Here is a 25,736-nt window from a genome sequence, read left to right as displayed (position 1 = left end):
GTGGTGCTCCCCCTGAGGCGCTTCGCGCCTTCATCCCTCTCGCCAGTTTCATGCGTTGCGGGCTGCCCGCACTGCTACCTGCCCGCAGAAGGCCGGTCGTACCGGCTCAGCCGCCTGCGACCGACTGCAGCGCCATCGGCTGGGGTAGCCTGAGCACGTTGCCGGTGCCGGCCACCAGGCCGTGCTCGCGCAGGTGGCGCATCACGCGCGAGAAGGTCTCGGGGGCGATGCCCAGTTGCGCGGCAATGAGCCGCTTGCGCTGGTGCAGGGTGACGCTCATGGCGCCGCCCGTGTCCGGCTCGGCGTTCTGCAGCAGCCACTGCGCGCAGCGCGCCTGGGCGTCCTGCGCGAGGCGGCTCACCGCCAGGCCCGACTGCTGCAGGTAGCCCGTGGCCATGTCGCGCAGCAAGGCCTGCGCCGCAGGGGGCAGCGCCTCGCAGTGGCTGCGAAGCACGTCCACCGGCAGATGGCGCAGCTGCACCTGGGTCTGCGCCACCATGTCCACCGCACAGGGCTCCCCCAACAGCGCCGAGGCAGCGTCAAGCCAGAACGGCGCCTCGACCACGCCCAGTTGGTGGCGCATCTGGCCGCGCTCGCACACCCCGAGCAGCACACGCCCGCGCTCCAGGTGCGCTGCGGTGGCCAGGGTCTGGTGGCGGTGCCGCAGCACGTCGCCGGCCGCAGCGACCTGGAACTGTGCAGGCAGGGAGAAAAGCGAAGAGGGCAGCATGGCCCGAACTGTGCCGGGCGGGGGCTGAGGGCACATTGAGCAAGATCAAACCGGCGCCATGCACGCGGCCTGCCAGGCCATGAAAGACCCCGGCCAAGGCAACGGGGCAATCCGTCCGCTTTCTGTAAGCAGTTGTTGGCAAGGGGCATGGAACTTGCGAAATCCCTCCGCTGCGCCCGCCCGCGCACCAAGGTGCAACACAGGGCGGCGCCGCATCCCCGCGCCGGACATCCGGCTTCCCCCACCCCAGGAGTACACAACATGAAAACAAACCTGATTGCCCTGTCGCTCGGCAGCGCGCTGCTGTGCACCAGCGCAACTGCCCAGGCCCAGAGTTCCGTCCAGCTGATGGGCCTGACCGACGTCTTCGTCGGCTCCCTGCGCAACGCTGGCGATGCCGGCCGCGCCACGGTGCTCAACAGCGGTGGCATGACCACCTCGTGGTTCGGCGTCAAGGGCACCGAAGACCTCGGCGGCGGCCTCAAGGCCAACTTCGCGCTGACCTCGTTCATCAAGGTGGACAGCGGCGTGCAGGGCCGCTTCGTGAACGACACCTTCTTCTCGCGCGATGCCAACGTGGGCCTGTCGGGCGGCTTCGGCACGGTGACGGTGGGCCGGGGCCTGGCGCCCAACTTCCTGCCCTCGATCCTGTCGAACCCGATGGGCGATTCGTTCACCTTCGCGCCGCTGATCCTGCACATGAACGTGCCCCTGTTCAACGGCACCGGCTGGACGGCCACCACACCCTCGGACACCGGCTGGTCCAACGAGATCATCTACAGCACACCGAGCATGGGCGGGCTCACCGTGAACGCGCACTACCAGGTGGGCGAGGTCGCGGGCGACAACGGCAAGAAGAACGTCGGCCTGAACGCGCTGTACTTCAACGGCCCACTCACGCTCACGGGCTTCTACGAGCGCGACCAGGTCGGCAACCCCGCCGTGCCCAGCACCTACCTGGGCACCACCAAGAGCGACTGGATGCTGGGCGGCGCCTACGACTTCACTGTGGTCAAGGCCTTTGCCAGCTACGGCCAGGCCAAGGCCGACAACACCACCAACAAGGCCAAGACCCTGCAACTGGGCGTGTCCGTGCCGGTGTTCAGCACCGGCAAGGTGCTGGCCTCATGGGCCCAAACCGAAATGACGGCCACCGACGTCTCGCGCAAGACCTTCACGCTGGGCTATGACCACTTCCTGTCCAAGCGCACCGACCTGTATGCGATGCTGATGAACGACCGCATCACCGCCCGCACGACAGGCAACAGCTTCGGCCTCGGAATCCGCCACAGGTTCTGATGCCAGCGCCGCCCGGGCAGCCTGGCGGTTGACTACAGCACCAGAATCGCCCGAAAGTCGTTCACATTGGTGTGCGTGGGCCCGGTGACCAGCAGGTCGCCCAGGGCCGCGAAGTAGCCCCAGGCGTCGTTGCGCTGCAGGGCGTCTTCGATGTCGGCACCCGCCGCATGGGCGCGGTGCAAGGTGTCGGGCACCACGAAGGCGCCCGCGTTGTTCTCCACGCCATCGATGCCGTCGGTATCGGCAGCCAGCGCCCAGACCGACGGCTCGCCCTGCAGCGCCTTGGCCAGCCCCAGGCAGAACTCCCCGGCGCGGCCGCCGCGGCCACGCGGGGCGTCGGGCGCGCGCGGGCGCACCGTGACCGTGGTTTCGCCACCCGAGAGGATGACGCAGGGCTTGGTGAACGGCTGGCCCCGGCGCGCCACCGAGCGCGCCATGGCCGCATGCACCTTGCCCACATCGCGCGACTCGCCTTCGATCTCGTCCGAGAGGATGACGGCATCCACGCCCGCCGCGCGCGCCGCCGCAGCTGCGGCCTCCAGCGCCTGCCAGGGCGTGGCCACCAGGTGCACGGCATGGCCTTCGAACACGGCGTCGCCGGGCTTGGGCGTTTCCAGCGCACCGTCGCGCAGCGCCTGCAGGGTCTGGTGCGGCACCTCGATGCCGTAGCGCACCAGGATGGCCAGCGCATCGGCGCAGGTGGTGGCGTCGGGCACGGTGGGGCCGCTGGCGATGACCGAAGGGTCGTCGCCCGGCACGTCGCTGATGGTCAGCGTGACCACGCGCGCCGGCCCGCAGGCCGCCGCCAGCCGCCCGCCCTTGATGCGCGAAAGGTGCTTGCGCACGCAGTTCATCTCGGCGATGTCGGCCCCGCTCTCCAGCAGGGCGCGGTTGATGCGCTGCTTGTCATCGAGCGTCAGGCCCTCGCCCGGCAGGGTGAGCAGCGAGGAGCCCCCGCCCGAGATCAAGCACAGCACCAGGTCGTCGGCGGTCAGGCCCTCGGTCAGCTCCAGCAGGCGCTGGGCAGCGGCTTCGCCAGCGGCGTCGGGCACGGGGTGCGCGGCCTCGACCACCTCGATGCGCTGCACCAGGCCCTCAGGCCGGGGCGGGATGTGCCCGTAGCGGGTGACGACCAGGCCCGACAGCGGCGCGTCGTGCGGCCACAAGGCTTCGAGCGCCTGGGCCATGGCGCCACCGGCCTTGCCGCCTCCCAGCACCAGGGTGCGGCCACGCGGGGGCGCGGGCAGCCAGGCGCGCATGCCGTGCAGGGGCTGAGCGCTGCGCACGGCAACGTCGAACAGGCCCCGCAGAAAGCCGCGGGGATCGGCGTGGAAATCAGGCAACAGGCCAGGTTGGGGAAGAGAGATGTCGGGCATGGTGCACATTGTGCGTGGGCTTGGGGGCACCGGTGTAAACCCGGGGCCGCTGTAACGCAACTGTCACACCCGCCCGGTATGGTGAACCCCCTAGAAGTGACAAATTGCAACCATGGCGCATCCCAAGCAAGAACGTCTCGACCGCATGCTCGCGCTGCTGTCGCCCGCCGCACGGCTGGGGTCGGGACCGCTGGCGCGGCTGATGCGCGGTGGTGGCCTGTACTGCGTGTTCCAGCCGCTCGGGGACCTGCGCGAAGGCAGCATCTTTGCCCATGAGGCCCTGATCCGCGGCCCCGAGGGATCGGCCCTGCACACCCCCGACGTGCTGCTGGACCTGGCGCGGCGCGAGGGCCTGCTGCTGGATTTCGAGCTGGTGTGCGTTTTCACGGCGCTGCGCGACTGGGGCGACCATGGTGCGCCCGGCCGTCTGTTCGTGAACATCAGCGCCGATGCGCTGGTGCATGCGGTGGCCCTGTGCGGCGAGCGCCGCCTGGGCGAGGCGGTGCGCGGCTTCGGCGTGAGCGCTCGCATGCTGGTGTTCGAGATCACCGAGCACGAGCGCGTGACCGACATGCCCGCGCTGCGCGAAGCCATCCGCGAGGTGCATGCCTGCGGCGCACGCCTGGCGCTCGACGATTTTGGCGACGGACGCTCCAGCCTGCGCCTGTGGTCCGAGGTCAAGCCCGACTTCGTGAAGATCGACCGCTACTTCATCCACGACATCAGCGAGCACCCCGAGAACCTGCAGATGCTGCAGGCTATCAAGGGCATTGCCGACGTGTTCGGCACCACGCTGATCGCCGAGGGCATCGAGACGCGCGACGACCTGCGCGCACTGCGCGACCTGGCCATCCCCTACGGCCAGGGCTGGGTGCTGGGCCGCCCTGCGCGCACCCCGCGCGAGGCCATCGACGGCCCGGCGCTCGACGTGCTGCAGGACCGCCGCGTCGCCGTGCTGCCGCACCTGGGCCAGACGGCGCGCCCGGGCATTCTGCGCAGCCTGATGGTGGTGCAGGCGCCCACTGTGACGCCCTCCTCCACCAACGACGAAGTGGCCGCACTGCTGCAGGAGCGGGTGGACCTGCATGCGCTGGCGGTGGTCGATGGTGCACGCCCGGTGGCGCTGATCAACCGCCAGCAGTTCATGAACCACTACGCCACGCTGTATTTTCGCGAAGTGCATGGCCGCAAACCCTGCATCGTCTTTGCCAACAGCACGCCGCGCGTGGTGGAGCTCGACTGCGACGTGGATCAGCTCGTGGGCATCCTCACCTCGCAGGACCAGCGCTACCTGAGCGATGGTTACATCGTCACCGACAACGGCCGCTACGTGGGCCTGGGCACCGGCGACCAACTGGTGCGCGCGGTGACCGAGACGCGCATCGAGGCCGCACGCCATGCCAACCCGCTGACCTTTCTGCCCGGCAACATCCCCATCAGCATGCACATGCAGCGCCTGCTGGAAAGCGGCACCGAGTTCGTGGCCTGCTATGCCGACCTGAACAACTTCAAGCCCTTCAACGACCACTACGGCTACTGGCGCGGCGACCAGATGATCCGCCTGGTGGCGCGCCTGGCCACCACGCACTGCGACGCGCGCCGTGACTTCGTGGGCCATGTGGGGGGCGATGATTTCATGCTCATCTTCCAGAGCAGCAACTGGCTGCAGCGCTGCAAGAACATCGTGGACGAGTTCGCGCGCGAGGCGCTGACCCTGTTCGACGACGGCGCGCGCGCCATGGGCGGCATCCATTCGGAAGACCGCCACGGCGTGCGCCGCTTCTTCCCCTGCACCACGCTGGCCATCGGCGCCGTGCGCATACAGCCCGGCACCTACCGCCATGCCGAAGAGGTGGCCAACCTGGCCGCCGTGGCCAAGCACGAGGCCAAGCTCGCATCCACCGGCGTGGTGCTGCACGGCGGCGAACTGCCGGGGCCGCCGCACAACGCCCTTCGCGCTCTGCAAAGCGTTCTGGCGGCCTGAACTCAGCGCAGCATCAGGGCACTTTCGCGCCGTCCTGGAACCAGCGGCCGATCAGCGAGCGCTCGGCGTCGGTCATCTGCGTGGCGTTGTTCATGGGCATGAGCTTTTGCACCACGGACTGCTGGTAGACCGCCTGGGCATGTTGCTTGACCAGGGCCGGCGAATCCAGGCGCAGGTTCTTCATCTGCACCTGGGCGCCATGGCACAGGTAGCAGCGTTGTTCGAGCACCGCCTGCACGGCGGCGAAGTCGCCGGCCGCGCCGGCAGCAGCGGGTGCTGCTGCTGCCGCAGCAGGCGCAGCCTGGGATGCCGTGGAAGCCGCAGACGCTGCCACCACCGCCGGCTTGGCGGCCGCCACGGGTGCAGCAACCGGTGCCGGCCGCATCCAGACAATGGCGCCCACCAAGGCCACCACGCCCACCAGCGCATAGGGCAGCGGGTTCGGGTTGCGGCCGAGCTTGTAGCCATGGCGCATCACGAAGAACTGGCGGATGGCGGCGCCCGCGAACATCATGATGATCAGCACCAGCCAGTTCTGCGGGTGGCTCCAGGTAAAGCTGTAGTGGTTGCTCAGCATCGCGAAAATCACCGGCAGCGTGAAGTAGGTGTTGTGCACGCTGCGCTGCTTGCCGCGCTTGCCGTGGATCGGGTCCACGTTCTGGCCGGTGCGGATCTGGCGCACCACGGTGCGCTGGCCAGGGATGATCCAGAAGAACACGTTGGCGCTCATCGAGGTGGCGATCATCGCGCCCACCAGCAAAAAGGCCGCGCGCCCGGCAAACAGGTGGCAGGCCAGCCACGAGGCGATGCACACCAGCACCAGCACCAGGCCGCCCACGATGGCGTCACCGTTCTTCTTTTGCCCGAAGATGCGGCAGATGCCGTCGTACAGCAGCCAGAACACGACCAGGAAGGCCAGCGCCGCGCCAATGGCTGCGGGCGGCGCCCAGTCCATGCGCGACTTGTCGATCAGGTAGGTGCCCGCGCTCCACAGGTAGGACACGGTGAACAGCGCGAAGCCGCTGAGCCAGGTGCTGTAGCTTTCCCAATAAAACCAGTGCAGGTGCCTGGGCAGTTCGGGCGGAGAGACGGCGAACTTGACCGGGTGGTAGAACCCGCCGCCGTGCACGGCCCAGAGCTCGCCGCTCACGCCCTGCTTCTTGAGGTCCTCGTCTTCGGGCGGCGTAAGGCTGCTGTCCAGAAAGACGAAGTAGAACGACGAGCCAACCCAGGCGATGGCGGTGATGACGTGGACCCAGCGCAGCAGCAGGTTGGCCCAGTCGAGAAGGTAGTTTTCCATTTTTCTCTCAACCTTGGCGGCGTGGGGGGAACACACCGCTGTACAACCTGCTCACCACTGCGGGCGCTCTGAGCAGAAGATGGGGTCGCGCACCTTGGCAATGTCTGCCGGGGCACCGCTGCGACCCAAAGGCCCCGAACCATGCCAAAACGGCCGGTTCAGATCCTGTGTGAAAGTGTATGCAGGAATTGTTCCCGATTCCAGTCCTGTCGCCGGCCTTTCAGGCCTGTGAATACCCTTGCAGCGGATTTGCGACAGCCTGGGCTGCGGCAACCGACTGCAACAGCTGTGCCGCCACGGCCACGGCAATCACCTCGGGCTCCTTGCCGGGGATGCCCGGCACGCCGATGGGGCAGGTCACCTGCGCCAGCTCGCGCGGGCTGAAGCCCCGCGCCGTGAGCCGGCTGGTGAAGGTGGCCCACTTGGTCTTGCTGCCGATGAGCCCGATGAACGGCAGGTCGCCGCGCTCACGCTGGCGCTTGAGGCAGGCGGCCACCACGTCCAGGTCTTCGGCGTGGCTGAAGCTCATGATGAGCACGCGCGAGCCGGGTGCCAGCGCGGGCACGGCCATCTGCACGGGCTCGGAATGTTCGCAGTGCACGTTGGGCGGCAGCGCGGCGGGGAAAATCCCGTCACGGCTGTCGATCCAGGTCAGCGCAAAGGGCAGCGGCGCCAGCGTGCGCGCCAGGGCATGGCCCACATGGCCGCCGCCGAACAGCGCCACCGGGTGCAGCTGTGCCGTCAGGCGCCGGGCCAGGACCGGTGCGTCCTGCACTGCCACACATTCGAATTCGAGGTACACCACGCCACCGCAGCACTGGCCGAGCGCCGGGCCCAGGGCAAAGCGCATCGGTGCCGGGTCGTTCGCGGCGCTGGGGTCCGCCAGGCGGCGGCGCGCCTCGGCGATGGCCTGGTGCTCCAGGTGGCCGCCGCCGATGGTGCCCACCAACCTGCCTGCGAACACGGCCATCCACGCGCCCGATTCACGCGGCACGGAGCCTTGGGTAGACTCCACTGTCACCAGACACGCCGGTTCGGCCGCAAGGCCTTCCAGCAACAAAAGCAAGTTCTCCACTGCCGCCGTCCTTTCGTTACACCACCAGCCCACCATGCCCGATACCCCGCCCAATCAACGCCCCGGCAAAGGCCGCCACTGGCTGCTGGCGGGCATCATGGCCGCTGTTGGCGCCTTGGTCGCTTCCTGCAAGTCTGCGCCCGAATCCACACCCGCACCAGCCACGCCAGAGAGCCGCCCTCCCACCAGTACCGACATCCAGGGCGTGAAGGGCCCGGTGCCGGCCACCGCGGGCTCGGCCCGCCCCTCGGCGGCCGCCACGCCCCGCGCCTACCGGCAGGACGGCGCCACCCACCTCTACGGCCTGAACGCCGAGCGCATCTTCAAGGGCAAGCTGCAACCCCAGCTGTACGCCATCGGCGTGATCGAGGTGGACATCGACCGCACCGGCAAGGTCACGCGGGTGAACTGGCTGCGCGCCCCGCGCCATGCGCCCGAGGTGGTCAAGGAGATCGAGCGCACCATCCGCGCCGCCGCCCCCTTCCCGGTGCCCACCCGCATGGGCAAGGTGACCTACACCGAGACCTGGCTGTGGGACAAGAGCGGCAAGTTCCAACTCGATACCCTCACCGAAGGCCAGCTCTAAGAGCCCCTGTACGTCGAGTAGCTCCACGGGCTCACCAGCAGCGGCACGTGGTAGTGCTGGTCTTCGTGCGCAATGCCGAAGTCCAGGCTCACCTGGTTCAGAAAGTTCGGCTCGGGCAAAGTGACGCCTTTGGCCTTGAAGTACCCCGCCACGTCAAAGCGCAGCCGGTAGGTGCCGGCACGCACGCTGGCGTTGTCGAACAGCGGCGCATCGGTGCGGCCATCGTGGTTGAGCACCAGGCGCTGCAGCAAGGTGGCGGCGTCGCCATGGGTGGAATACAGGGCCACTTCCATGCCAGCGGCGGGGCAGCCGTGCATCGTGTCCAGAACATGTGTGCTCAAGCCCATAGGGATTCTCCTGAAGGATGGAGGCCGTAAAAACGCGACCTGTAGACTAAAAGTGTATACACTTTTAGCCAATCCTCCTATCATGTCGCCATGGAATCTTCATCCACCAGTGCCATCGTCGAAGCGTTGACCCGCGCCATCGTTGAACACCGCCTGCAGCCGGGCACCAAGCTCGCCGAGCAGAAGCTTGCCGACCATTTCGGCGTATCGCGCACGCTGGTGCGCCAGGCGCTGTTCCAGATGGCGCAGAACAAGCTCGTCACGCTGGAGCCCGCGCGCGGCGCCTTCGTCTCCACCCCCTCGGTCGAAGAAGCGCGCCAGGTGTTCGCCGTGCGCCGCATGCTCGAAACCGAGATGACCCGCGCCTTCGTGCGCAGCGTCACCCCCGCCAAGATCAAGGCCCTGCGCGCCCACGTCGCCAGCGAGAAGGCCGCCATGGGCACGGCCGACGCCAGCAGCCGCACCGAACTGCTGGGTGACTTCCACGTGCGCATGGCCGAGCTCATGGGCAACGAGGTGCTGGCCCACCTGCTGGGCGACCTGATCTCGCGCTGCGCGCTGATCACGCTGATGTACCAGTCGGCCAGCGCCGCCGAGCACTCGCACGAAGAGCATGGCGAAATCGTGACGGCCCTGGCCGCGCGCAACGAAGACCATGCCGTGGCCCTCATGCAGTCGCACCTCGAACATGTCGAGGCCAGCCTGACCTTCGACCGCAAACGCCCCGCCAGCGACCTGGCCATGGCGCTCGCCCCCGTCACCGCTTCGCAAGTCCACTGACACCATGACCTACGACTCCACCCTGCCCTACCCCCGCGACCTCGTCGGCTACGGCCGCAACCCGCCCCATGCGCAGTGGCCCGGCCAGGCGCGCATTGCCGTGCAGTTCGTGCTCAACTACGAAGAGGGCGGCGAAAACGCCACCTTGCATGGCGACGCGGGCTCCGAGCAGTTCCTGTCGGAAATGTTCAACCCCGCCAGCTACCCCGAGCGGCACATGAGCATGGAGGGCATCTACGAATACGGCTCGCGTGCCGGCGTGTGGCGCATCCTGCGCGAGTTTGACAAGCGCAACCTGCCGCTCACCGTGTTCGGCGTGTCGAGCGCGCTGCAGCGCCACCCCGAGCTGACCCAGGCCTTCGTGCAGGCCGGCCACGAGATCGCCTGCCACGGCCTCAAGTGGATCCACTACCAGCACATCCCCGAAGAGGTGGAGCGCGCTCACATGGCCGAGGCCATGGCCATCATCGAGCGCATGACCGGCCAGCGCGCCACCGGCTGGTACACCGGGCGCGACAGCCCCAACACCCACCGCCTGGTGGCCGACTTCGGCGGCTTCGAATACGACAGCGACTACTACGGCGACGACCTGCCCTTCTGGATGAAGGTGCAGCGTACCGACGGCAGCGTGGCGCCGCAGCTCATCGTGCCCTACACGCTGGACTGCAACGACATGCGCTTTGCCCTGCCCCAGGGCTTCTCGCACGCCGACCCGTTCTACCAGTACCTCAAGGACACCTTCGACGCCCTGTACGCCGAAGGCGACCCCGCTGGCGACAACGCGCCCAAGATGATGAGCATCGGCATGCACTGCCGCCTGCTGGGCCGCCCCGGCCGCATCACGGCGCTGCAACGCTTTCTGGACCACATCGCCCAGCACGACAAGGTGTGGGTGGCACGCCGCGTGGACATCGCGCGGCACTGGGCCCAGGTGCACCCCTTCAACGACACCACTGTCACCACCAAGGCCTGACCACCATGGCACTCACCCTTGACCAACTCAACGCGGCCACCCCGGCCGACGCCCTGCAATGGCTGGACGGCGTGTACGAGCACTCGCCGTGGATCGCCGAGCAGGCCCTTGCGCAGCGCCCCTTCCGCTCGCTGGCGCACCTGCGCCACGCGCTGGCCCAGGCGGTGCGCACAGCGCCGCAGGCTGCACAGCTGGCGCTGATCCGCGCCCACCCCGAGCTCGCGGGCAAAGCCATGGTGGCCAACAGCCTCACGGCCGAGTCGACCAACGAGCAGAGCAAGGCGGGCCTGGCCCAGTGCACGCCCGAGGAGTTCGCGCGCATCCAGCAGCTCAATGCGGACTACAACACGCGCTTCGGCTTCCCCTTCATCCTGGCGGTGCGCGGGCCGCGCGGCGCGGGCCTGCCACGCCAGGAGATCATCGCCACCTTTGCGCGCCGGCTCGACAACCACACCGACTTCGAGCTGGCCGAGGCGCTGCGCAACATCCACCGCATCGCCGAGATCCGCCTGAACGACAAGTTCGGCGCCGAGCCCGCGCTGGGCAACGACGTGTGGGACTGGCAGGAGACCCTGGCCCAGCACTCGGACCCCGGCTTTGCCGAGAAGGGTCAGCTCACCGTCACCTACCTGACCGACGCGCACCGCGCCTGCGCCCAGCGCATCAGCCACTGGATGCGCGACTGCGGGTTCGACGAGGTCGAGGTCGACGCCGTGGGCAACGTGGTGGGCCGCTACCACCCTGCCCCCGGTGCAGCGCAAGGCAAGTACCTGATGACCGGCTCGCACTACGACACGGTGCGCAACGGCGGCAAGTACGACGGGCGCCTGGGCATCTTCGTGCCCATGGCCTGCGTGCGCGAGTTGCACCGCGCCGGCAGGCGCCTGCCCTTCGGCATCGAGGTCATCGGCTTCGCAGAAGAAGAGGGCCAGCGCTACAAGGCCACCTTCCTCGGCTCGGGCGCGCTCATCGGCCATTTCAACCCCGCCTGGCTGGACCAGAAGGACGCCGACGGCGTGACCATGCGCGCTGCCATGGAGCATGCCGGCCTGTGCATCGCCGATATCCCCAAGCTGCAGCGCGACGCCGCGCAGTACCTCGGCTTCATCGAGGTGCACATCGAACAGGGCCCGGTGCTCAACGAGCTGGACCTGCCGCTGGGCGTGGTCACCTCCATCAACGGCGGCGTGCGCTATGTGGGCGAGATGATCGGCATGGCCAGCCACGCCGGCACCACCCCCATGGACCGCCGCCGCGACGCCGCCGTGGCCGTGGCCGAGCTGGCCCTGTACATCGAGCAGCGCGCCGCCAAGGACGGCGACTCGGTGGGCACCATCGGCCTGCTGAACGTGCCCGGCGGCTCCATCAACGTGGTGCCGGGCCGCTGCCAGTTCAGCCTGGACCTGCGCGCCCCCACCGACCCGCAGCGCGATGCGCTGGTGAAAGACGTGCTCGACCAGCTGGGCCAGATCGCCGCGCGCCGCGGCATGCGCTATACGCTGGAAGAATCCATGCGCGCCGCCGCCGCCCCCAGCGCCGCCGCCTGGCAGCACCGCTGGGAGCGCGCCGTGGACGCCCTGGGCGTGCCCGTGTTCCGCATGCCCAGCGGCGCCGGGCATGATGCGATGAAACTGCACGAAATCATGCCGCAGGCCATGCTCTTCGTGCGCGGGCTCAACGCCGGCATCAGCCACAACCCGCTCGAATCCACCACCAACAACGACATGCAGCTGGCCGTGGACGCCTTCACGCATGTCCTGAACCAGATCGCCGAGGAAACCCCCGCATGACCGCCACCACCGCTCCACTGACCTCCACCTACAGCGCCCTGGATGCGTGGATCGACCAGCACTTCGACGAGGAAGTGCGCTTCATGCAGGCGCTGGTGCGCGTGCCCACCGACACGCCGCCCGGCAACAACGCGCCCCACGCCGAGCGCACGGCCGAGCTGCTCAAGGACTTTGGCTACGAGGCCGAAAAGCACGCCGTGCCATCCGGCGAGGTGCTGGCCTACGGCATGGAGTCGATCACCAACCTGATCGTGCGCCGCAAGTTCGGCACTGAGGGCAAGGGCCCGACCATCGCCCTCAACGCCCACGGCGACGTGGTGCCCCCCGGCGAAGGCTGGACGCACGACCCCTACGGCGCAGAGATCGTGGACGGCAAGATGTACGGGCGCGCCACCGCCGTGAGCAAGAGCGACTTCGCCAGCTTCACCTTCGCGCTGCGCGCGCTCGAAGCCGTGGCCAAGCCAACGCATGGCGCGGTGGAACTGCACTTCACCTACGACGAAGAGTTTGGTGGCGAACTCGGCCCGGGCTGGCTGCTCAAGAACAACCTGACCAAGCCCGACCTGATGATAGCGGCCGGCTTCTCGTACGAAGTGGTCACCGCCCACAACGGCTGCCTGCAGATGGAAGTGACGGTGCACGGCAAGATGGCCCATGCCGCCGTGCCCCACACCGGCGTGGACGCACTGCAGGGCGCCGTGCACATCCTGAACGCGCTGTACGCGCAGAACCAGGAATACCTGAAGGTCACCTCCAACGTCGCAGGCATCAAGCATCCCTACCTGAACGTGGGCCGCATCGAAGGTGGCACCAACACCAACGTGGTGCCCGGCAAGGTTACGTTCAAGCTCGACCGCCGCATGATCCCCGAAGAGAACCCGGTGGAGGTGGAAGCCAACATCCGCCGCGTGATCGAGCAGGCAGCGGCTGAGCGCGCCGGCATCTCGGTGGACATCCGCCGCCTGCTGCTGGCCAACGCCATGACGCCGCTGGCCGGCAACAAGCCCCTGGTCGATGCCATCCAGAAGCACGCGCAAGAGCTGCTGGGCGAGCCAGTGCCCGCCCTGGGCACGCCCCTGTACACCGACGTGCGCCTGTACGTGGAGCGCGGCATCCCCGGCGTGATCTACGGCGCCGGCCCGCGCACCGTGCTCGAATCGCACGCCAAGCGCGCCGACGAGCGCCTGGACCTGGAAGACCTGCGCCGCGCCACCAAGGTGATTGCACGCACGCTGAAAGACTTGCTGGCCTGAGCCACCGATACCTGCCTTGCATGGCGTGAGTATCTGATTGGCATAAGCCAGTACAGGCGCGCCATGCGTGCCAGTCCTACACTTGCTGCGGGCGCATTCCAAAAGGAGTGCGCCCGTTTGTCATTCCAAGACCCGGATAGACATAAAGATCAATAACAGAGGAGCACCTACCAATGAGCATCCGCCACACCTTGCTGGCCAGCAGCGTCGCACTGGCCCTGGCCAGCCTGACCGCCTGCGGCAGCACCACCCCAGCCGTTACGGCTTCGGCCCCGCCAGTGGCCGCCGTGCAGCAGACCGCAGCGGCACAGGCCGCCAGCGCCGCCTATGACTTCGACATGGACGTGTTCCACCCCGTGGTGGCGCGCAACGGCATGGTTGCCACCGAGCAGGAGCTGGCCTCGCAGATCGGCCTGGACATCCTCAAGGCAGGCGGCAACGCGGTGGACGCGGCCGTGGCCGTCGGCTTCGCGCTGGCCGTGGCCCTGCCCAATGCGGGTAACCTGGGCGGCGGCGGTTTCATGATGGTGCACGACGCCAAGACCGGCAAGAGCGTGGCCCTGGACTTCCGCGAAGTGGCGCCCAACAAGGCCACGCGCGACATGTACCTCGACGCCAAGGGCAATGTGGTGGACGGCAAGTCGCTGTTCACCCACTACGCCGTGGGCGTGCCCGGCACCGTGGCCGGCATGGAGCATGCGCTCAAGACCTGGGGCACCCTGCCACTATCGCGCGTGATTGCCCCCGCCATCGAGCTGGCCGACAAGGGCTTCCCGGTGAGCGAGACCCTGGCCAAGATACTGGACCAGGAAAAGAAGAACATGGGCAAGTGGCCCGCCACCCAGGCCATCTTCTGGAAGAACGGCGCGCCCCTGAAGGTGGGCGACGCGCTGGTGCAGAAAGACCTGGCCCAGTCCATGCGCCTGATCGGCCAGCAGGGCGCCAAGGCGTTTTATGAAGGCGAAATCGCCCAGAAGATCGCCGCCGAGATGGCACCGCACGCCGGCGCCCTCACGCTGCAAGACCTGCGCGAATACAAGGTGGCCGAGCGCGTGCCCACCCGCGGCACCTACCGCGGCTATGAGATCGTGACCATGCCGCCACCCTCTTCCGGCGGCCCGCACCTGGTGCAGATCTTGAACATGCTGGAGCCCCTGCCCCTGGCCCAGTGGGGCCCCAACAGCGCCCAGACCATCCACTACATGGCCGAGAGCATGAAGCTGGCGTACGCCGACCGCTCCGAGTACCTGGGCGACCCGGACTTCGTGAAGATCCCGCTCAAGGGCCTGACCTCCAAGCGCTACGCCGAGTCGCTGGCCAAGGGCATTGATGGCAACACCGCACGCAGCGGCAAGAGCATCAAGCCCGGCCAGCCCCAGCCGTACGAAAGCGACCAGACCACCCACTACTCGGTGGTGGACAAGGCCGGCAACGCCGTGGCCGTGACCTACACGCTGAACACCAACTTCGGCAGCGGCATCGTCGCCAAGGGCACGGGCATCATGCTCAACAACGAGATGGACGACTTCTCGGCCAAGCCCGGCGTGGCCAATGCCTACGGCCTGGTCGGCGGCGACGCCAACGCCGTGGCCGCCAAGAAGCGCCCCCTGTCGTCCATGACCCCCACCCTGGTCTTGAAGGACGGCAAGCCCACCCTGGTAACCGGCAGCCCCGGCGGCGCGCGCATCATCACCACGGTGCTGCAAACGGTGGTGAACACGATTGACTTCGGCATGAACCCCGCCGAAGCCGCTGCTGCACCGCGCGTGCACCACCAGTGGACACCCGATGAGCTGCGCGTGGAAAAGGGTCTGTCGCCCGACACGCTGGCACTGCTCAAGCAGCGCGGCCACAACATCGCGGTGAAGCCGTCGATGGGGCGTACGCAGACGATTCAGTTGCGTGGCGGGGCGTTGTATGGGTACTCGGATCCGCGCAATCCGGATGGGAAGACGTTGGGGTATTGATGCACGGCCTGACTTGCCCGCTCCGCAGGCCCGTCATGGTTGATCCATAGCTCAGCCAACAAGGCACCAACGAACAAAGGCCGCGCCCTGTGAGGGGCGTGGCCTTTGTCATTGTCGCGCCTGTGCCGGGTTTATCGCCTCAACACACTGGCCCAAAAATCATCGCCGTAGCGGACTGCGCAGAACGCAAACACCAGGCAGAAGCCCATGGTGATGGCCAGCATCGGCAAAAAGCCGGAGAGCTTCAGGTTTATGGCACGAGCCTGCCCAAAACCCCTGCCATACTTGGATCTGGTGTGGTTGATTATCCTATCCGTTGGTTTCACCTGACTCCCTTTGCGACAGCCCCGCATGCCTGCCACTCTCACGCCGTCCGCAAAACTGCTGCAACTGCTACCCGAGGCGGTGGTGCAGACCAATGCGCTGTGGGAGATCACTTACCTGAATCCGGCGTGGACAACGCTCACCGGCCATTCGGTGGAGGCAGCGCTCGGCAGGTCTCTGCTTGAATTTGTGCATCCCGGCGACATTGGCACCATGCGCTCGGGCATGCCTGTGTTCCGGTTGCGATTTGCCGACGCGAACTATCGCTGGGTGCGTCTGAAACTCCACCCGGAGACGGATGCAGCGGAGCGGGTGATCAGCCGCCAGGGTGTCCTGATCGAGATCACCGAGGTCACCGAGCAGGTGCTGGTTGAGATTCGCCAGCGCTTTTTGCGCTTGCTGGAAACCATTGATGGCGTAGTTTGGGAGGCTGAAATCGGCGTGGGCAATACTTTCCTTAGCCCGCAGGTCGAACGCTTGTTCGGTTTCTCCGTGGAGGAGTGGCGGTCTGACCCGGGCTTTTGGCGGGCGCATGTGCATCCCGATGATCTAGCGCAGGCCGTGCTTATCGATGATGCCGCCTACAACGCGACGCACAGCTATGCCTACGAGATGAGCTATCGGCTGGTTGCAAAATCCGGCAAGGTGGTGTGGGTGCGCGATCTGTGCCGCGCAGTGGTCGAGCCGGGGCGGCCGAACCGCATGATCGGCCTGATGATCGACGTCACCCAGCAGAAGAACACCGAACTTGAGTTGTTGCGCTCCGAAAACCGCTATTTGCTGGCGACCCTTGGATCCAATGACGGCATCTGGTACTGGGACTTGCGAACTGACGCCCTGCATGTGTCCGGGCGCTTTCACCAGATCGTCGGGCTGGGTAGCGGCGATCTTGTACACGACGGCGGCTGGAGCTTTCTGGGGCAACTCATCGATCCCGAAGATCGCGCGCGCGTGCAGGCGGCCTACCGCAGGCATCTGTTGGGGAACAGCCCGAACTTTTCGGTGGATTTCCGCGCGTTCCACGCGGATGGACGGCTGGTGTGGGTCAATTGGCGCGGGCTCGCCGAGTTTGAAGACGGCGTTGCGGTGCGCATGGCGGGCTCGTTGAGCGATCTGGCTGACCGTGGCAGTTCCTACGATGCGCTGACCAGCCTGCCCGGCCGGCCGTTGTTCCGCGATCGCCTCGCGAATCTCATGGCGCTGCACCAGAACGAGGCTGCGAATGGTGATGGCGTGCCAACACGCGATGGAGCCACCATGTTCGCCGTGCTGCTGCTGGATCTCAACGGGTTCAAAGCCGTCAATGACAACTACGGGCACCATGTGGGCGACCGGCTGTTGCAGCAGGTGGCGCGGCGGCTCGAATCCTGCGTGCGGGCGGTTGATCTGGTCGCCCGCATGGGTGGCGACGAATTCAATGTGCTGTTGGAGTCCATTGATCCCGCCGAAGCCAGCAACCGCGCTCAACAGATCGCCGCCGCCCTCGCAGCGCCTTATGTGGTCGGCGAACACACCGTGATCAGTGGCGCGAGTATTGGACTTGTCAGCAGTGCATCAAGGCTGGCGACGGTGGACGAATACCTGCGCGCCGCAGACACCGCAATGTACCAGGCCAAAAGCCAGTCATCGGGCGTGTGCGTGTTTCAACAAAAGGTGCCAGAGACGACTTCCTGCGCGGCTGATCAGCAGCGACCGAAATACGCACCATAGGGTCACCGCACAGCATTGGCGTGGCAAGCCTTCTCCACATCCAACCAGCCCGGCGGGTCATCGGCTTCGGAGTGCAGGTACTCCTGCCATTTGGAAGGATCGGCCTGGAAGCGCAGAGGGCCTTCAGGGGATACCAAGGCAAACAGGTGGCCATTCCCATGGAGGTTTTTCTTTCCTTTGTTGCATGAAGGCCTGGGCGGGCTTGCAAGCCAGCCCCAGCGCCTGCCCATCATTGGGGCCAAAGCGGCTGCCGTACCCCAACGTTTACGTCACTGTGGTGCTGCAGACGTTGGTGAACACGATTGACTTCGGAATGAACCCGCCGAAGCTGCTGCCGCACCGCGCGTCCACCCCCAGTGGACGCCTGACGAGCTGCGCGTAGAAAAGGGCTTGTCGCCCGACACCCTGGCACTGCTCAAGCAGCGCGGCCACAACATCGCGGTGAAGCCGTCGATGGGGCGGACGCAGACGATCCAGCTGCGGGGTGGAGCGCTGTATGGGTACTCGGATCCACGGAATCCGGATGGGAAGACGTTGGGGTATTGATGCTTTGAGAATGGCCTGCCTCGGCAGGTCACTACCCCGCCAGCAAAGGCCGCGCCCCTCACTGGGAGCGGCCATTTTCTTTGCAGCGCCTGTGCCAGTGTCATCGCCTCAACAGGCCAGCCCAAAAGCCATCACCATAGCGCACTGCGCAGAACGCGAACACCAGGCAAAAGCCCATGGTGATGGCCAGCATCGGCAAAAAGCCGGAGAGCTTCAAGCGAAAGACCATCCAGAAGCCCACGAGTGCACCAGCCAATGCGCCGCAGACGAAGCGCACCACGGTTTCAAGCGGGTCATGTTTTTTCTCGCCGCAGGACATTCGGATCACCCTCGCCCTTTAAAAGCATGGCCGTATTGCGACCACGCCTGAGCGGGTGGACTCGCACAAATCCGAGGAAATCAGGAGCTCATCAGTGCTCAGTTCTCAGCAAGAGGTAGGGACTGCTCTTTTCCTGCTCCAGCGCTTCGATGTAATCACTGCCACTGATCCTCCGTGTACGCAAGTAGTCAATCAGAAAAGGCTTGCTCGCCGCTGCGTCGCTCGCATCACGCAAAATTTTTACAGCAGCCAGCCCTTGGTCGACTGCGGGTCCAAACGACAAGGGGGTCAGATGGGTGAAGAGGTGGTTGTAATCGGTCGATACAGCGTCCGCAACGGCCAACGCGTGACGCAGTTCGTTGGTTCGAATTCTGCAGTCGATTCGCACACTGTTGCAGAGCATCAGCATCTGAGCCAGCTGCCAGAACACCTCGGGACTGATCGGTCCCTCAGCTTTGACCATGAACGCGATTTCACCCTCAAAGTATGCCGCTTGGTCAGCCAGCCCCGCAGCAACTTCAGAATACTCGGGCCGCGGGTCAGAGAGTGCTTGCGCTTGCTGCGCCCGCTGCAACAGGCTTTTCGTGAGATGCAATTGTTTACGCAAATCCCGGTGACTCAGGCTCTCAAACTCAGACCGTAGCGTTTCACCAAGGCGATCCATGCGAATTTCCAATGCATTGAATCGCTTGTGCATGTAGTAGAAGCCCGCTACGCTGACACCCACTCCTGCAAGAGAGACCCCAAGGGTGGCCACTTGCAGCAACTGCAGATTTTCCATCATGGCCTTCAGCTGGCTGATTTGAATGCCGGTATACATGCTGGCTCCAGCATTCACCACATCAGCCACCATTGACAAAGGTGCGAAAGGACCCGCAGCGAGACTGGATAGAACGGATTGCGCGGCCCCAGTCTCCTGAACATGTCGAACGATTTGTCCGGTCACCGAATCCTTCAGAAGAGTTCCATACCGTACCACCTCGCCAGACGCTAGCCGACCCAGCAGTTCTGCGGGTATCTCAAAGGGAATGGTGCTCAGCATGATTCTTTGACCTCCATCAGTTTTCGGGAAAGCTGCGACCCTTGGTCACAAAAGTGCATGGCAAACCCCTCGGGGCCCAACAACAAGGTCTGTACTCGCGCCTCGATCAAGCTCCTGTTGCCAGGCTTGAAGCCGATGCCATAGAGGCTCGCGCACTCTGAGTTCAGCATGCGCATGTGGATAGCCAGATCGGCCTTGCCAAACAAAGCCCACTTCCGTGCGCAGGCATTCAGATTGGCCTCCTCTTTTCGCAGAGCGGTGATCAACGGCATCCGAACTATCCGAACAAAGCTGTCCTGAAGCACCTCATTTGCCGGGCGCGTGATCAGCTTTCGGAACACGCTGGTATCCCTAAGCTCTGCATCCACTTGATAAAAAAATGCCTGTTGCAACTCGGTGATGATGTTCGTAACGTTGGCGTGGAAGTTGTCTCTCCAATCGAGCACTTCGCGCCTGAAGGCCATGTCAGGCAGCTTTCCAAAATCGACAAGGGATTCGATGGGATGCTCGCTCTGACCGAGTGCGTCAGGTGCAGCGGCGGTGTCCGGCAAATTCGCCGTTTCGTCTTTGCCCTCTTCGCTTGGGAAGAACGAACGGATGTCTCTTTGCAGGAAGGCAACTGTCTTGTCCCACCGTCCTTCAGGCTTCGCCAGGTTTTCGGGGGAGCGAGACAACGCCGCTTGGGTTGAAATATTATTCATTTGGGTTCGTCAATTGAGCTATGGTCAGTTCTTACTTCGTTCTGCATTCGCGGCAAGCAGCCAGATATTCCTCAAGTTCTCGCTCAAGGCTCTCTTGCCAAGGTGCGGGATTGACAATCCGAATGTGCGGTAGCCAATATCGAATGATCGGAAGAATTTGCGTTGGGTGTCCAACGGTAGTGCTGATCTGCAAAGACCCATCACTGCTTTCCAATTTGACTATTTGATTCGGCACTAACTGCCTGCGCTTGAAGTAACTGGCCACAGGGGCGGCGACTGAAAGCATGACCTCATGGCTGTCTTCGGAATGCCAAGCCCCCTCCTGTTTCGCGATGGTGATTTCCAAGGCCGGGTCTTTGTGGAAAGAGCTTTCGGTGACCAACACGTGCAGCATCTTGCCGATCCCAAAAGTCTTGTACTTTCCTTGGTCAACGGCTGCGAGGTACCAAATGCCTTTGAGATTGAGCAGGCGGTAGGGCGCAACGGCCTTGTAGGCCTTCGGCACTCCGGCCACCGCCATCTCGAAGTCGAGCAAGCGGGACTCCATCACTGCGGCTTCAAGCTGCCGAAAGATTGGCTGGCTCTCACTCAGATCTTCATAGTGATGGCCTTTGACAAGCCAAGGTACTGCAATCGCCTTGTCAAAGATACTTCTGAGAGATTCTGCCGACAGGGACGGGAAAAGTCCTTTCACCCCAGCCAGGGCCGCGAAGCGCTCGATGTCGTTGTAGTTGAGTTTTCCCAAGTAAGCTGGGCTGAGCTGGTACCGGCCCTGAATCTTGGTGAGAGGCAGGTATGCAAGTCGTACGCGCAGGTCGCGTTGGATGGTCCTTACATGGACACCGAACTCCTGTGCGAGATCCTCAGGATCAAGCTTTTCAGCCTGATTGAGCTTGATCAGTATCTGCGACAAACGATACGCGATCGTGTCATGTTGGCCGTTTGCCATTCCGCCCCATTCCTTGTTTTAGAAGCCACCTGATCCATTGCGGAAATTTTGCCTCGGTCTGCTGCCAACGTGCCGCGCACGATACACGAACAGCGCGTCTACCACCCGAATGAAATTTGCACTCTATGCCTTGCTGCGAAGCCGTGTCCAACTCCAGACCAAGACCGCCCCAACCACCAGAACAAGCAGCAGCTTCAATGCCAAGCTCAGAAAGCCCACAGTTGCTGACATCACGCCGAGTTTGATCAGCATCCAGGAAAGGGTAGCGCCCAAAGCAGCAATCCAAAACATTTGATGTCTCTATTGAAATTAAGGAGACCTCACTTTGAAACATCGTTTGGACAGGTGGTGTCGCAAATCTGGCAAGGCATTCAAATTCAGAAAATTGCTCGGAGTTTGGCAGCAAGATTCCGCTGCACCTCACAGGGGATCAGCTACGGGCATACCCTGATACGCCCAGCTCCCAACTTGCCTACATTTCTTGTATGCAAGATTTGCTTTCAAGACACAACTGAAGGAGACGGGGCATGCTGCGGTTTTTCAAATCCCTTTTTGGCCAGGTGATCCTGGCCCTCATAGCCGGCGTGGTGGTGGGCCTGGTCTGGCCCGAAACCGCCGTGGCTCTCAAGCCCCTGGGCGATGGCTTCATCAAGCTGATCAAGATGCTGATCCCACTGATCGTGTTCTGCGTGGTGGTGCATGGCATCGCGGGCACGGGGGACCTGAAGCGGGTGGGCCGGGTGGGCATCAAGTCGCTGATCTACTTTGAGGTGGTGACCACCGTGGCGCTGGTGCTGGGGCTGGCGCTGGCCTTTATCTTCGAGCCAGGGGTGGGCATGAATGTGGACCCCAGGGCGCTGGACCCCAAGGCCATGGGCGCCTATGTAGAGAACGCGGGCAAGCTGACGGGGGGCGGGTTCACCGACTTTTTGCTCAAGCTGATACCCAACACGGCGGTCAGCGCGTTTGCCAATGGCGATGTGCTGCAGGTGCTGCTGTTCTCCATCGTGTTCGGCTGTGCGCTGGCGATGCTGGGTGAGCGCGGGGCGCGGGTCACGGTGCTGATCGAAGACCTGTCGCACGTGCTGTTCAAGACCATGGGCATCATCATCAAGCTGGCGCCGCTGGGCGTGCTGGGCGCGATTGCCTTCACGGTGGGCAAGTACGGCATCGGCTCGCTCAAGCAGCTGGGCATGCTGGTGGTGCTGTTCTACGCGGCGGTGGCGATCTTCGTGGTGGTGGTGCTGGGGCTGATCATGCGGGTGTCGGGCTTCAGCCTGTTCAAGCTGCTGCGCTACCTGCGTGAAGAGCTGGCGGTGGTGTTTGCCACCACCTCGTCGGACAGCGTGCTGCCGCAGATCATGGCCAAGCTCAAGCACATGGGCATTCGCGATTCGACGGTGGGGCTGGTGATCCCCACGGGGTATTCGTTCAACCTGGATGCGTTTTCGATCTACATCACGCTGGCGGCGGTGTTCATTGCGCAGGCGACCAATACGCCGATCTCCATGGCCGACCTGCTGACCATTCTGGCGATTTCGCTGGTCACGTCGAAGGGCGCGCACGGGGTGCCGGGCTCGGCCATCGTGGTGCTGGCGGCCACGCTGCAGGCGATTCCGGCCATCCCCGCCATCGGCTTGGTGCTGGTGCTGTCGGTGGACTGGTTCATGGGCATTGCCCGGGCCCTGGGCAACCTGATCGGCAACTGCGTGGCCACGGTGGCCGTGGCCGCGTGGGAGGGCGATATTGACCGAGTTCGCGCCCATGCGGTGCTGGATGGCAAGGCCGTCGAATCGCTCAAGGAGTGAGCGTGCAGCCGCGCCACCACTCCCTGAACCGCCGCCAGCTGGTGCTCACAGGCGCTACCGCTACCGGCCTGGGCAGCCTGGGCTGGGGCAGTGCGGCCCTGGCACAGGGCACCGCCGCACCGGCGGACCAGCTCGACCGCATCTTGCGCAGCAAGGTGCTGCGCGTGGCGGTGCCGCAGGATTTTCCGCCGTTCGGCTTTACGCGCAATGGTGTACTCGACGGCTTCGACATTGCCGTGGCGCGCATGCTGGCAGCCGACCTGCGGGTGACTTTGAAGACTTTGCCCGTGGCCAGCGGCGAGCGCATGGCGGCCCTGCTGGAAGACCGGGTGGACATCATCATCGCCAGCCTGGGCAAGACGGCCGAGCGCGAGCGCGATATCGATTTTTCATCAGCCTACGCGCCGACCTACATCGGCGTGTTCGGCGAAGCCGCTGCCCCGGGCGCGGCCGATGCCGCCGCTGCGCTCAAGGGCCGGAGCGTGGGCGTGGTGCGCGGCAGCCTGGAGGAAGCGGAGCTCAAGGCCCAGGTGCCGCAGGCCACGCCCGTGCTGTTCGACAGCTCGGCCCCGCTGCTCGAAGCCTATGTGCGCCACGCCGTCGACGCCTTTGCGGCCGGCAACGTGGTGGCCGAATCGATACCCGACACGGCCCTGCGCGAGCGCATACGCCGCCTGGCCGTGCTGCGGCAAAGCCCCTGCCACATAGGGGTGCGCAAGCGCGAGCCGCGCCTGCTGGCGCGGGTGGATGCCTTTTTGGTGCAGGCCCGGTCGTCGCAGGCGCTGATGGTGAATGCCATGCAGTGGTTCAAGCACAGTCTGTCGCCAGACATGTTCCGCGACACCAAGGGCTGATACGGATTTGCCTTCAACCGTATAGCGTCGTTGGGTCGCCTTGCCGTGCCACAGCACTGTCTGCGGCTCCCCGCCTAGCTATCCGGTTGAATCCAAATCCGTATGCGCCCCCTCTTTCACCTGGCCTGAGTCAAGGCACGCCTCCCATCCACCGCCAGCAGCACTCCCCATGATCACCTCGCTTCGCACCCGCATCCTGCTCATCACCACGGCCGCCGTCACTGCCGCTCTGGCGTTGACGGGGGCGGCCACCTATTCCATCGTGCGCTCGGCCACGCTGCAGACCATCGAGGACAACCTGGCGGCCATTGCCTCGGGCAACACGCTGGCCATCGAGAAATGGGTGGCCGCCAAGGCCATGGCCGTGCAGGCCACCGCCGCTGCGGTGGAGCCCGGTGACCCCCGGGGCATCGTGCTGCACATGAACAAGGCGGGCGGCTTCCCGGTCACCACGGCGGGCTGGCAGGACAAGCGCTGGGTGTCCAGCAGCGCCACCACGCCGCCCACCTACGACCCCACGGCGCGCCCCTGGTACAAAAGCGCAGTGGCGGCAGGCAAGCTGGTGGTCACCAAGCCCTATGGCGATGCCTCCACGGGCGAACCCTTCGTGTCGTTCGCGGCGCCCATCGTGCGCGATGGGGCGGCGCAGGGCGCGGTGAGCGGGGCCGTGCCACTCAAGGGCGTGCAGGAGGTGGTGGCTGCCGTGCACCCCACGCCCAGCAGCCTGGGCCTGGTGATCGACAAGGACGGGCTGGTGCTGGCCCACCCCGATGCGCAGCGCATGCTCAAGCCTGCGTCGGAGCTGTCGCCCGCCCTCACCCCCGCGGTGGTGGCGGCGCTGCCGGGCGCCGCCCATGCGCTGGAGGTGGACCTGGGTGGTGCGGCCAAGCTGCTGCGCGCCCTGCCCGTGCCGGGCACGGACTGGCTTTTGGTGGTGGCGCTGGACAAGGCCGAGGCCACGGCGGGGCTGGCCAGCGTGCTGCGCGCATCGGCCATTGCCACGGTGCTGCTGGCGCTGCTGGCGGCTGGGGCCTGCGCGCTGCTCACGGCGCAGTCGTTTCGGCGCCTGTCGCAGGTGCGCGATGCGATGGACGAGATCGGCTCCGGCGGCGGCGACCTGACCCACCGCCTGCCGGTGACCGGGCGCGACGAGGTGGCGCAGATCGCCTCGTCGTTCAACGCCTTCGTGGACAAGATCGGTGCAGTGCTGCTGGACGTGCGCCAGGGCGTGGAGTCGATGAAGACGGCCACCGACGAGATCAAGGCCGGCAACCACGACCTGTCGCACCGCACCGAGACCTCGGCCAGCAACCTGCAGGAGACGTCGGCCTCGCTGTCGCAGCTGACGGCCACCGTGCAGCAGTCGGCCGATGCCGCCGCGCAGGCGGCGCAGCTGGCGCGCGCGGCCAGTGCCGCCGCCACGCGCGGTGGCGAGGTGGTGGCCGGCGCGGTGAGCACCATGGACGAGATCTCCAGCGCATCCGCCCGCATTGGCGAGATCATCGGCGTGATCGACTCCATCGCCTTTCAGACCAACATTCTGGCGCTGAACGCTGCGGTGGAAGCAGCGCGCGCCGGCGAGAACGGCCGGGGCTTTGCCGTGGTGGCCAGCGAGGTGCGCAGCCTGGCGCACCGCAGCGCCACGGCGGCCCAAGAGGTGCGCGCGCTCATCAACACCTCCGGCGCCAGCGTGGCCACGGGCACGCAGCGTGTGCGCGCGGCCGGCCAGACCATGGACGAGATCGTGCACAGCATCCAGCGCGTGGCGCAGATCGTGGGCGAAATCAATGGCTCGATGACCGAGCAGAGTGCCGGCATCGGCCAGATCAACCAGGCGGTTGCAGAGATGGACCGCGCGACACAGCAAAATGCAGCCTTGGTCGAAGAATCCACCGCCGCATCAGCAGTGCTCAACGACCAGGCCCACCACCTCTCGCGCACGGTGGCGGGCTTCACCCTCGAAGCCTCCCCCGCGCCCAACCGGGCCCGCCTGCCGGCCCCGCCCCACTGACGACCACCACGC

At 65.5% G+C, this 25,736-nt stretch carries 22 protein-coding genes and 1 pseudogene; 14 read left to right on the top strand and 9 right to left on the bottom strand.

Annotated features, from left to right (window positions below; genetic code table 11):
- Window positions 1–106: 106 nt before the first annotated feature.
- Window positions 107–730: a Crp/Fnr family transcriptional regulator gene (locus tag ACSQ3Y_RS08445; protein WP_436176972.1), complete on the bottom strand. Its 624-nt coding sequence runs from the start codon at window positions 728–730 to the stop codon at window positions 107–109.
- Window positions 731–991: 261 nt separating this feature from the next.
- Here ACSQ3Y_RS08445 and ACSQ3Y_RS08440 point away from each other — a divergent pair, with 261 nt between their 5' ends.
- Complete coding sequence (locus ACSQ3Y_RS08440) at window positions 992–2,029, top strand: porin (RefSeq protein ID WP_436176971.1); 1,038 nt, start codon at window positions 992–994, stop codon at window positions 2,027–2,029.
- 32 nt (window positions 2,030–2,061) lie between these two features.
- Here the strand turns inward: ACSQ3Y_RS08440 and ACSQ3Y_RS08435 are convergent, their stop codons facing one another.
- Window positions 2,062–3,405, bottom strand: coding sequence for a glycerate kinase type-2 family protein (locus tag ACSQ3Y_RS08435; RefSeq protein ID WP_436176970.1), 1,344 nt, complete (start codon window positions 3,403–3,405; stop codon window positions 2,062–2,064).
- Window positions 3,406–3,517: 112 nt separating this feature from the next.
- Here ACSQ3Y_RS08435 and ACSQ3Y_RS08430 point away from each other — a divergent pair, with 112 nt between their 5' ends.
- Window positions 3,518–5,389: an EAL domain-containing protein gene (locus ACSQ3Y_RS08430; protein ID WP_436176969.1), complete on the top strand. Its 1,872-nt coding sequence runs from the start codon at window positions 3,518–3,520 to the stop codon at window positions 5,387–5,389.
- Window positions 5,390–5,402: 13 nt separating this feature from the next.
- Here the strand turns inward: ACSQ3Y_RS08430 and ACSQ3Y_RS08425 are convergent, their stop codons facing one another.
- Complete coding sequence (locus ACSQ3Y_RS08425) at window positions 5,403–6,689, bottom strand: urate hydroxylase PuuD (RefSeq protein WP_436176968.1); 1,287 nt, start codon at window positions 6,687–6,689, stop codon at window positions 5,403–5,405.
- A 220-nt stretch (window positions 6,690–6,909) separates the two neighbouring features.
- Complete coding sequence (gene xdhC, locus ACSQ3Y_RS08420) at window positions 6,910–7,800, bottom strand: xanthine dehydrogenase accessory protein XdhC (RefSeq protein WP_436176967.1); 891 nt, start codon at window positions 7,798–7,800, stop codon at window positions 6,910–6,912.
- Between xdhC and ACSQ3Y_RS08415 the strand changes: the two genes are divergently transcribed.
- Window positions 7,799–8,350 (top strand): energy transducer TonB, encoded by a 552-nt coding sequence (locus tag ACSQ3Y_RS08415; RefSeq protein WP_082604105.1) that lies wholly within the window; start codon window positions 7,799–7,801, stop codon window positions 8,348–8,350. The two genes, xdhC and ACSQ3Y_RS08415, sit on opposite strands and share 2 nt — an antisense overlap.
- Here the strand turns inward: ACSQ3Y_RS08415 and uraH are convergent.
- Window positions 8,347–8,697: a hydroxyisourate hydrolase gene (gene uraH / locus ACSQ3Y_RS08410; RefSeq protein WP_057201427.1), complete on the bottom strand. Its 351-nt coding sequence runs from the start codon at window positions 8,695–8,697 to the stop codon at window positions 8,347–8,349. The two genes, ACSQ3Y_RS08415 and uraH, sit on opposite strands and share 4 nt — an antisense overlap.
- Before the next feature lie 90 nt (window positions 8,698–8,787).
- Between uraH and ACSQ3Y_RS08405 the strand changes: the two genes are divergently transcribed.
- The 8 genes and pseudogenes from ACSQ3Y_RS08405 to ACSQ3Y_RS08370 all read left to right on the top strand — a co-directional run bounded on the left by ACSQ3Y_RS08405 (window position 8,788) and on the right by ACSQ3Y_RS08370 (window position 18,381).
- Entirely contained in the window at window positions 8,788–9,477 is a 690-nt protein-coding gene (locus ACSQ3Y_RS08405; protein WP_057201428.1) for a GntR family transcriptional regulator, read from the top strand.
- Between the two features lie 4 nt (window positions 9,478–9,481).
- Window positions 9,482–10,450, top strand: coding sequence for an allantoinase PuuE (gene puuE, locus ACSQ3Y_RS08400; protein WP_057264816.1), 969 nt, complete (start codon window positions 9,482–9,484; stop codon window positions 10,448–10,450).
- Window positions 10,451–10,455: 5 nt separating this feature from the next.
- Window positions 10,456–12,240, top strand: coding sequence for a 2-oxo-4-hydroxy-4-carboxy-5-ureidoimidazoline decarboxylase (uraD, locus tag ACSQ3Y_RS08395; protein WP_436176966.1), 1,785 nt, complete (start codon window positions 10,456–10,458; stop codon window positions 12,238–12,240).
- Window positions 12,237–13,493, top strand: coding sequence for a M20 family metallopeptidase (locus ACSQ3Y_RS08390; RefSeq protein ID WP_428002242.1), 1,257 nt, complete (start codon window positions 12,237–12,239; stop codon window positions 13,491–13,493). Before uraD ends, ACSQ3Y_RS08390 begins: the two co-directional genes overlap by 4 nt.
- Before the next feature lie 173 nt (window positions 13,494–13,666).
- Complete coding sequence (gene ggt / locus ACSQ3Y_RS08385) at window positions 13,667–15,460, top strand: gamma-glutamyltransferase (RefSeq protein ID WP_057201432.1); 1,794 nt, start codon at window positions 13,667–13,669, stop codon at window positions 15,458–15,460.
- Window positions 15,461–15,811: 351 nt separating this feature from the next.
- Entirely contained in the window at window positions 15,812–17,494 is a 1,683-nt protein-coding gene (locus tag ACSQ3Y_RS08380; RefSeq protein ID WP_436176965.1) for a PAS domain-containing protein, read from the top strand.
- A 268-nt stretch (window positions 17,495–17,762) separates the two neighbouring features.
- A pseudogene (locus ACSQ3Y_RS08375) lies at window positions 17,763–18,040 on the top strand (gamma-glutamyltransferase); the annotation flags it as partial.
- A gap of 176 nt (window positions 18,041–18,216) precedes the next feature.
- Window positions 18,217–18,381: a hypothetical protein gene (locus ACSQ3Y_RS08370; protein WP_157421850.1), complete on the top strand. Its 165-nt coding sequence runs from the start codon at window positions 18,217–18,219 to the stop codon at window positions 18,379–18,381.
- A gap of 69 nt (window positions 18,382–18,450) precedes the next feature.
- On the opposite strand, the gene ACSQ3Y_RS08365 is transcribed toward ACSQ3Y_RS08370, so the two are convergent.
- Genes ACSQ3Y_RS08365 through ACSQ3Y_RS08350 form a run of 4 tightly spaced genes read right to left on the bottom strand, consistent with a single transcriptional unit; the run spans window position 18,451 to window position 21,457 of the window.
- A complete protein-coding gene (locus ACSQ3Y_RS08365; RefSeq protein WP_157421851.1) occupies window positions 18,451–19,401 on the bottom strand; it encodes a hypothetical protein in 951 nt (316 codons plus the stop codon).
- The gene (locus tag ACSQ3Y_RS08360) at window positions 19,395–20,102 is read right to left on the bottom strand and encodes a hypothetical protein (protein ID WP_157421852.1); all 708 of its coding nucleotides are present in this window, start codon (window positions 20,100–20,102) and stop codon (window positions 19,395–19,397) included. The genes ACSQ3Y_RS08365 and ACSQ3Y_RS08360 overlap by 7 nt, the downstream gene beginning before the upstream one ends.
- 31 nt (window positions 20,103–20,133) lie before the next feature.
- Window positions 20,134–21,051, bottom strand: coding sequence for a helix-turn-helix transcriptional regulator (locus ACSQ3Y_RS08355; RefSeq protein WP_057264829.1), 918 nt, complete (start codon window positions 21,049–21,051; stop codon window positions 20,134–20,136).
- Complete coding sequence (locus ACSQ3Y_RS08350; RefSeq protein ID WP_157421853.1) at window positions 21,032–21,457, bottom strand: hypothetical protein; 426 nt, start codon at window positions 21,455–21,457, stop codon at window positions 21,032–21,034. Before ACSQ3Y_RS08350 ends, ACSQ3Y_RS08355 begins: the two co-directional genes overlap by 20 nt.
- 121 nt (window positions 21,458–21,578) lie before the next feature.
- On the opposite strand from ACSQ3Y_RS08350, the gene ACSQ3Y_RS08345 reads away from it, so the two are divergent.
- The 3 genes from ACSQ3Y_RS08345 to ACSQ3Y_RS08335 all read left to right on the top strand — a co-directional run bounded on the left by ACSQ3Y_RS08345 (window position 21,579) and on the right by ACSQ3Y_RS08335 (window position 25,724).
- Entirely contained in the window at window positions 21,579–22,859 is a 1,281-nt protein-coding gene (locus ACSQ3Y_RS08345; RefSeq protein ID WP_436176964.1) for a C4-dicarboxylate transporter DctA, read from the top strand.
- A 2-nt stretch (window positions 22,860–22,861) separates the two neighbouring features.
- Entirely contained in the window at window positions 22,862–23,713 is an 852-nt protein-coding gene (locus ACSQ3Y_RS08340) for a transporter substrate-binding domain-containing protein (protein ID WP_436176963.1), read from the top strand.
- A 169-nt stretch (window positions 23,714–23,882) separates the two neighbouring features.
- Window positions 23,883–25,724 (top strand): methyl-accepting chemotaxis protein, encoded by a 1,842-nt coding sequence (locus ACSQ3Y_RS08335; RefSeq protein WP_436176962.1) that lies wholly within the window; start codon window positions 23,883–23,885, stop codon window positions 25,722–25,724.
- Window positions 25,725–25,736 lie beyond the last annotated feature (12 nt).

Origin of the sequence: Acidovorax sp. LjRoot66 (genome assembly GCF_964253305.1) — a bacterium.
Taxonomy (GTDB): Bacteria; Pseudomonadota; Gammaproteobacteria; order Burkholderiales; family Burkholderiaceae_C; genus Acidovorax.
The sequence above is the reverse complement of the archived record's forward strand: the minus strand, read 5'-3'. Positions and strand labels throughout refer to the sequence as shown.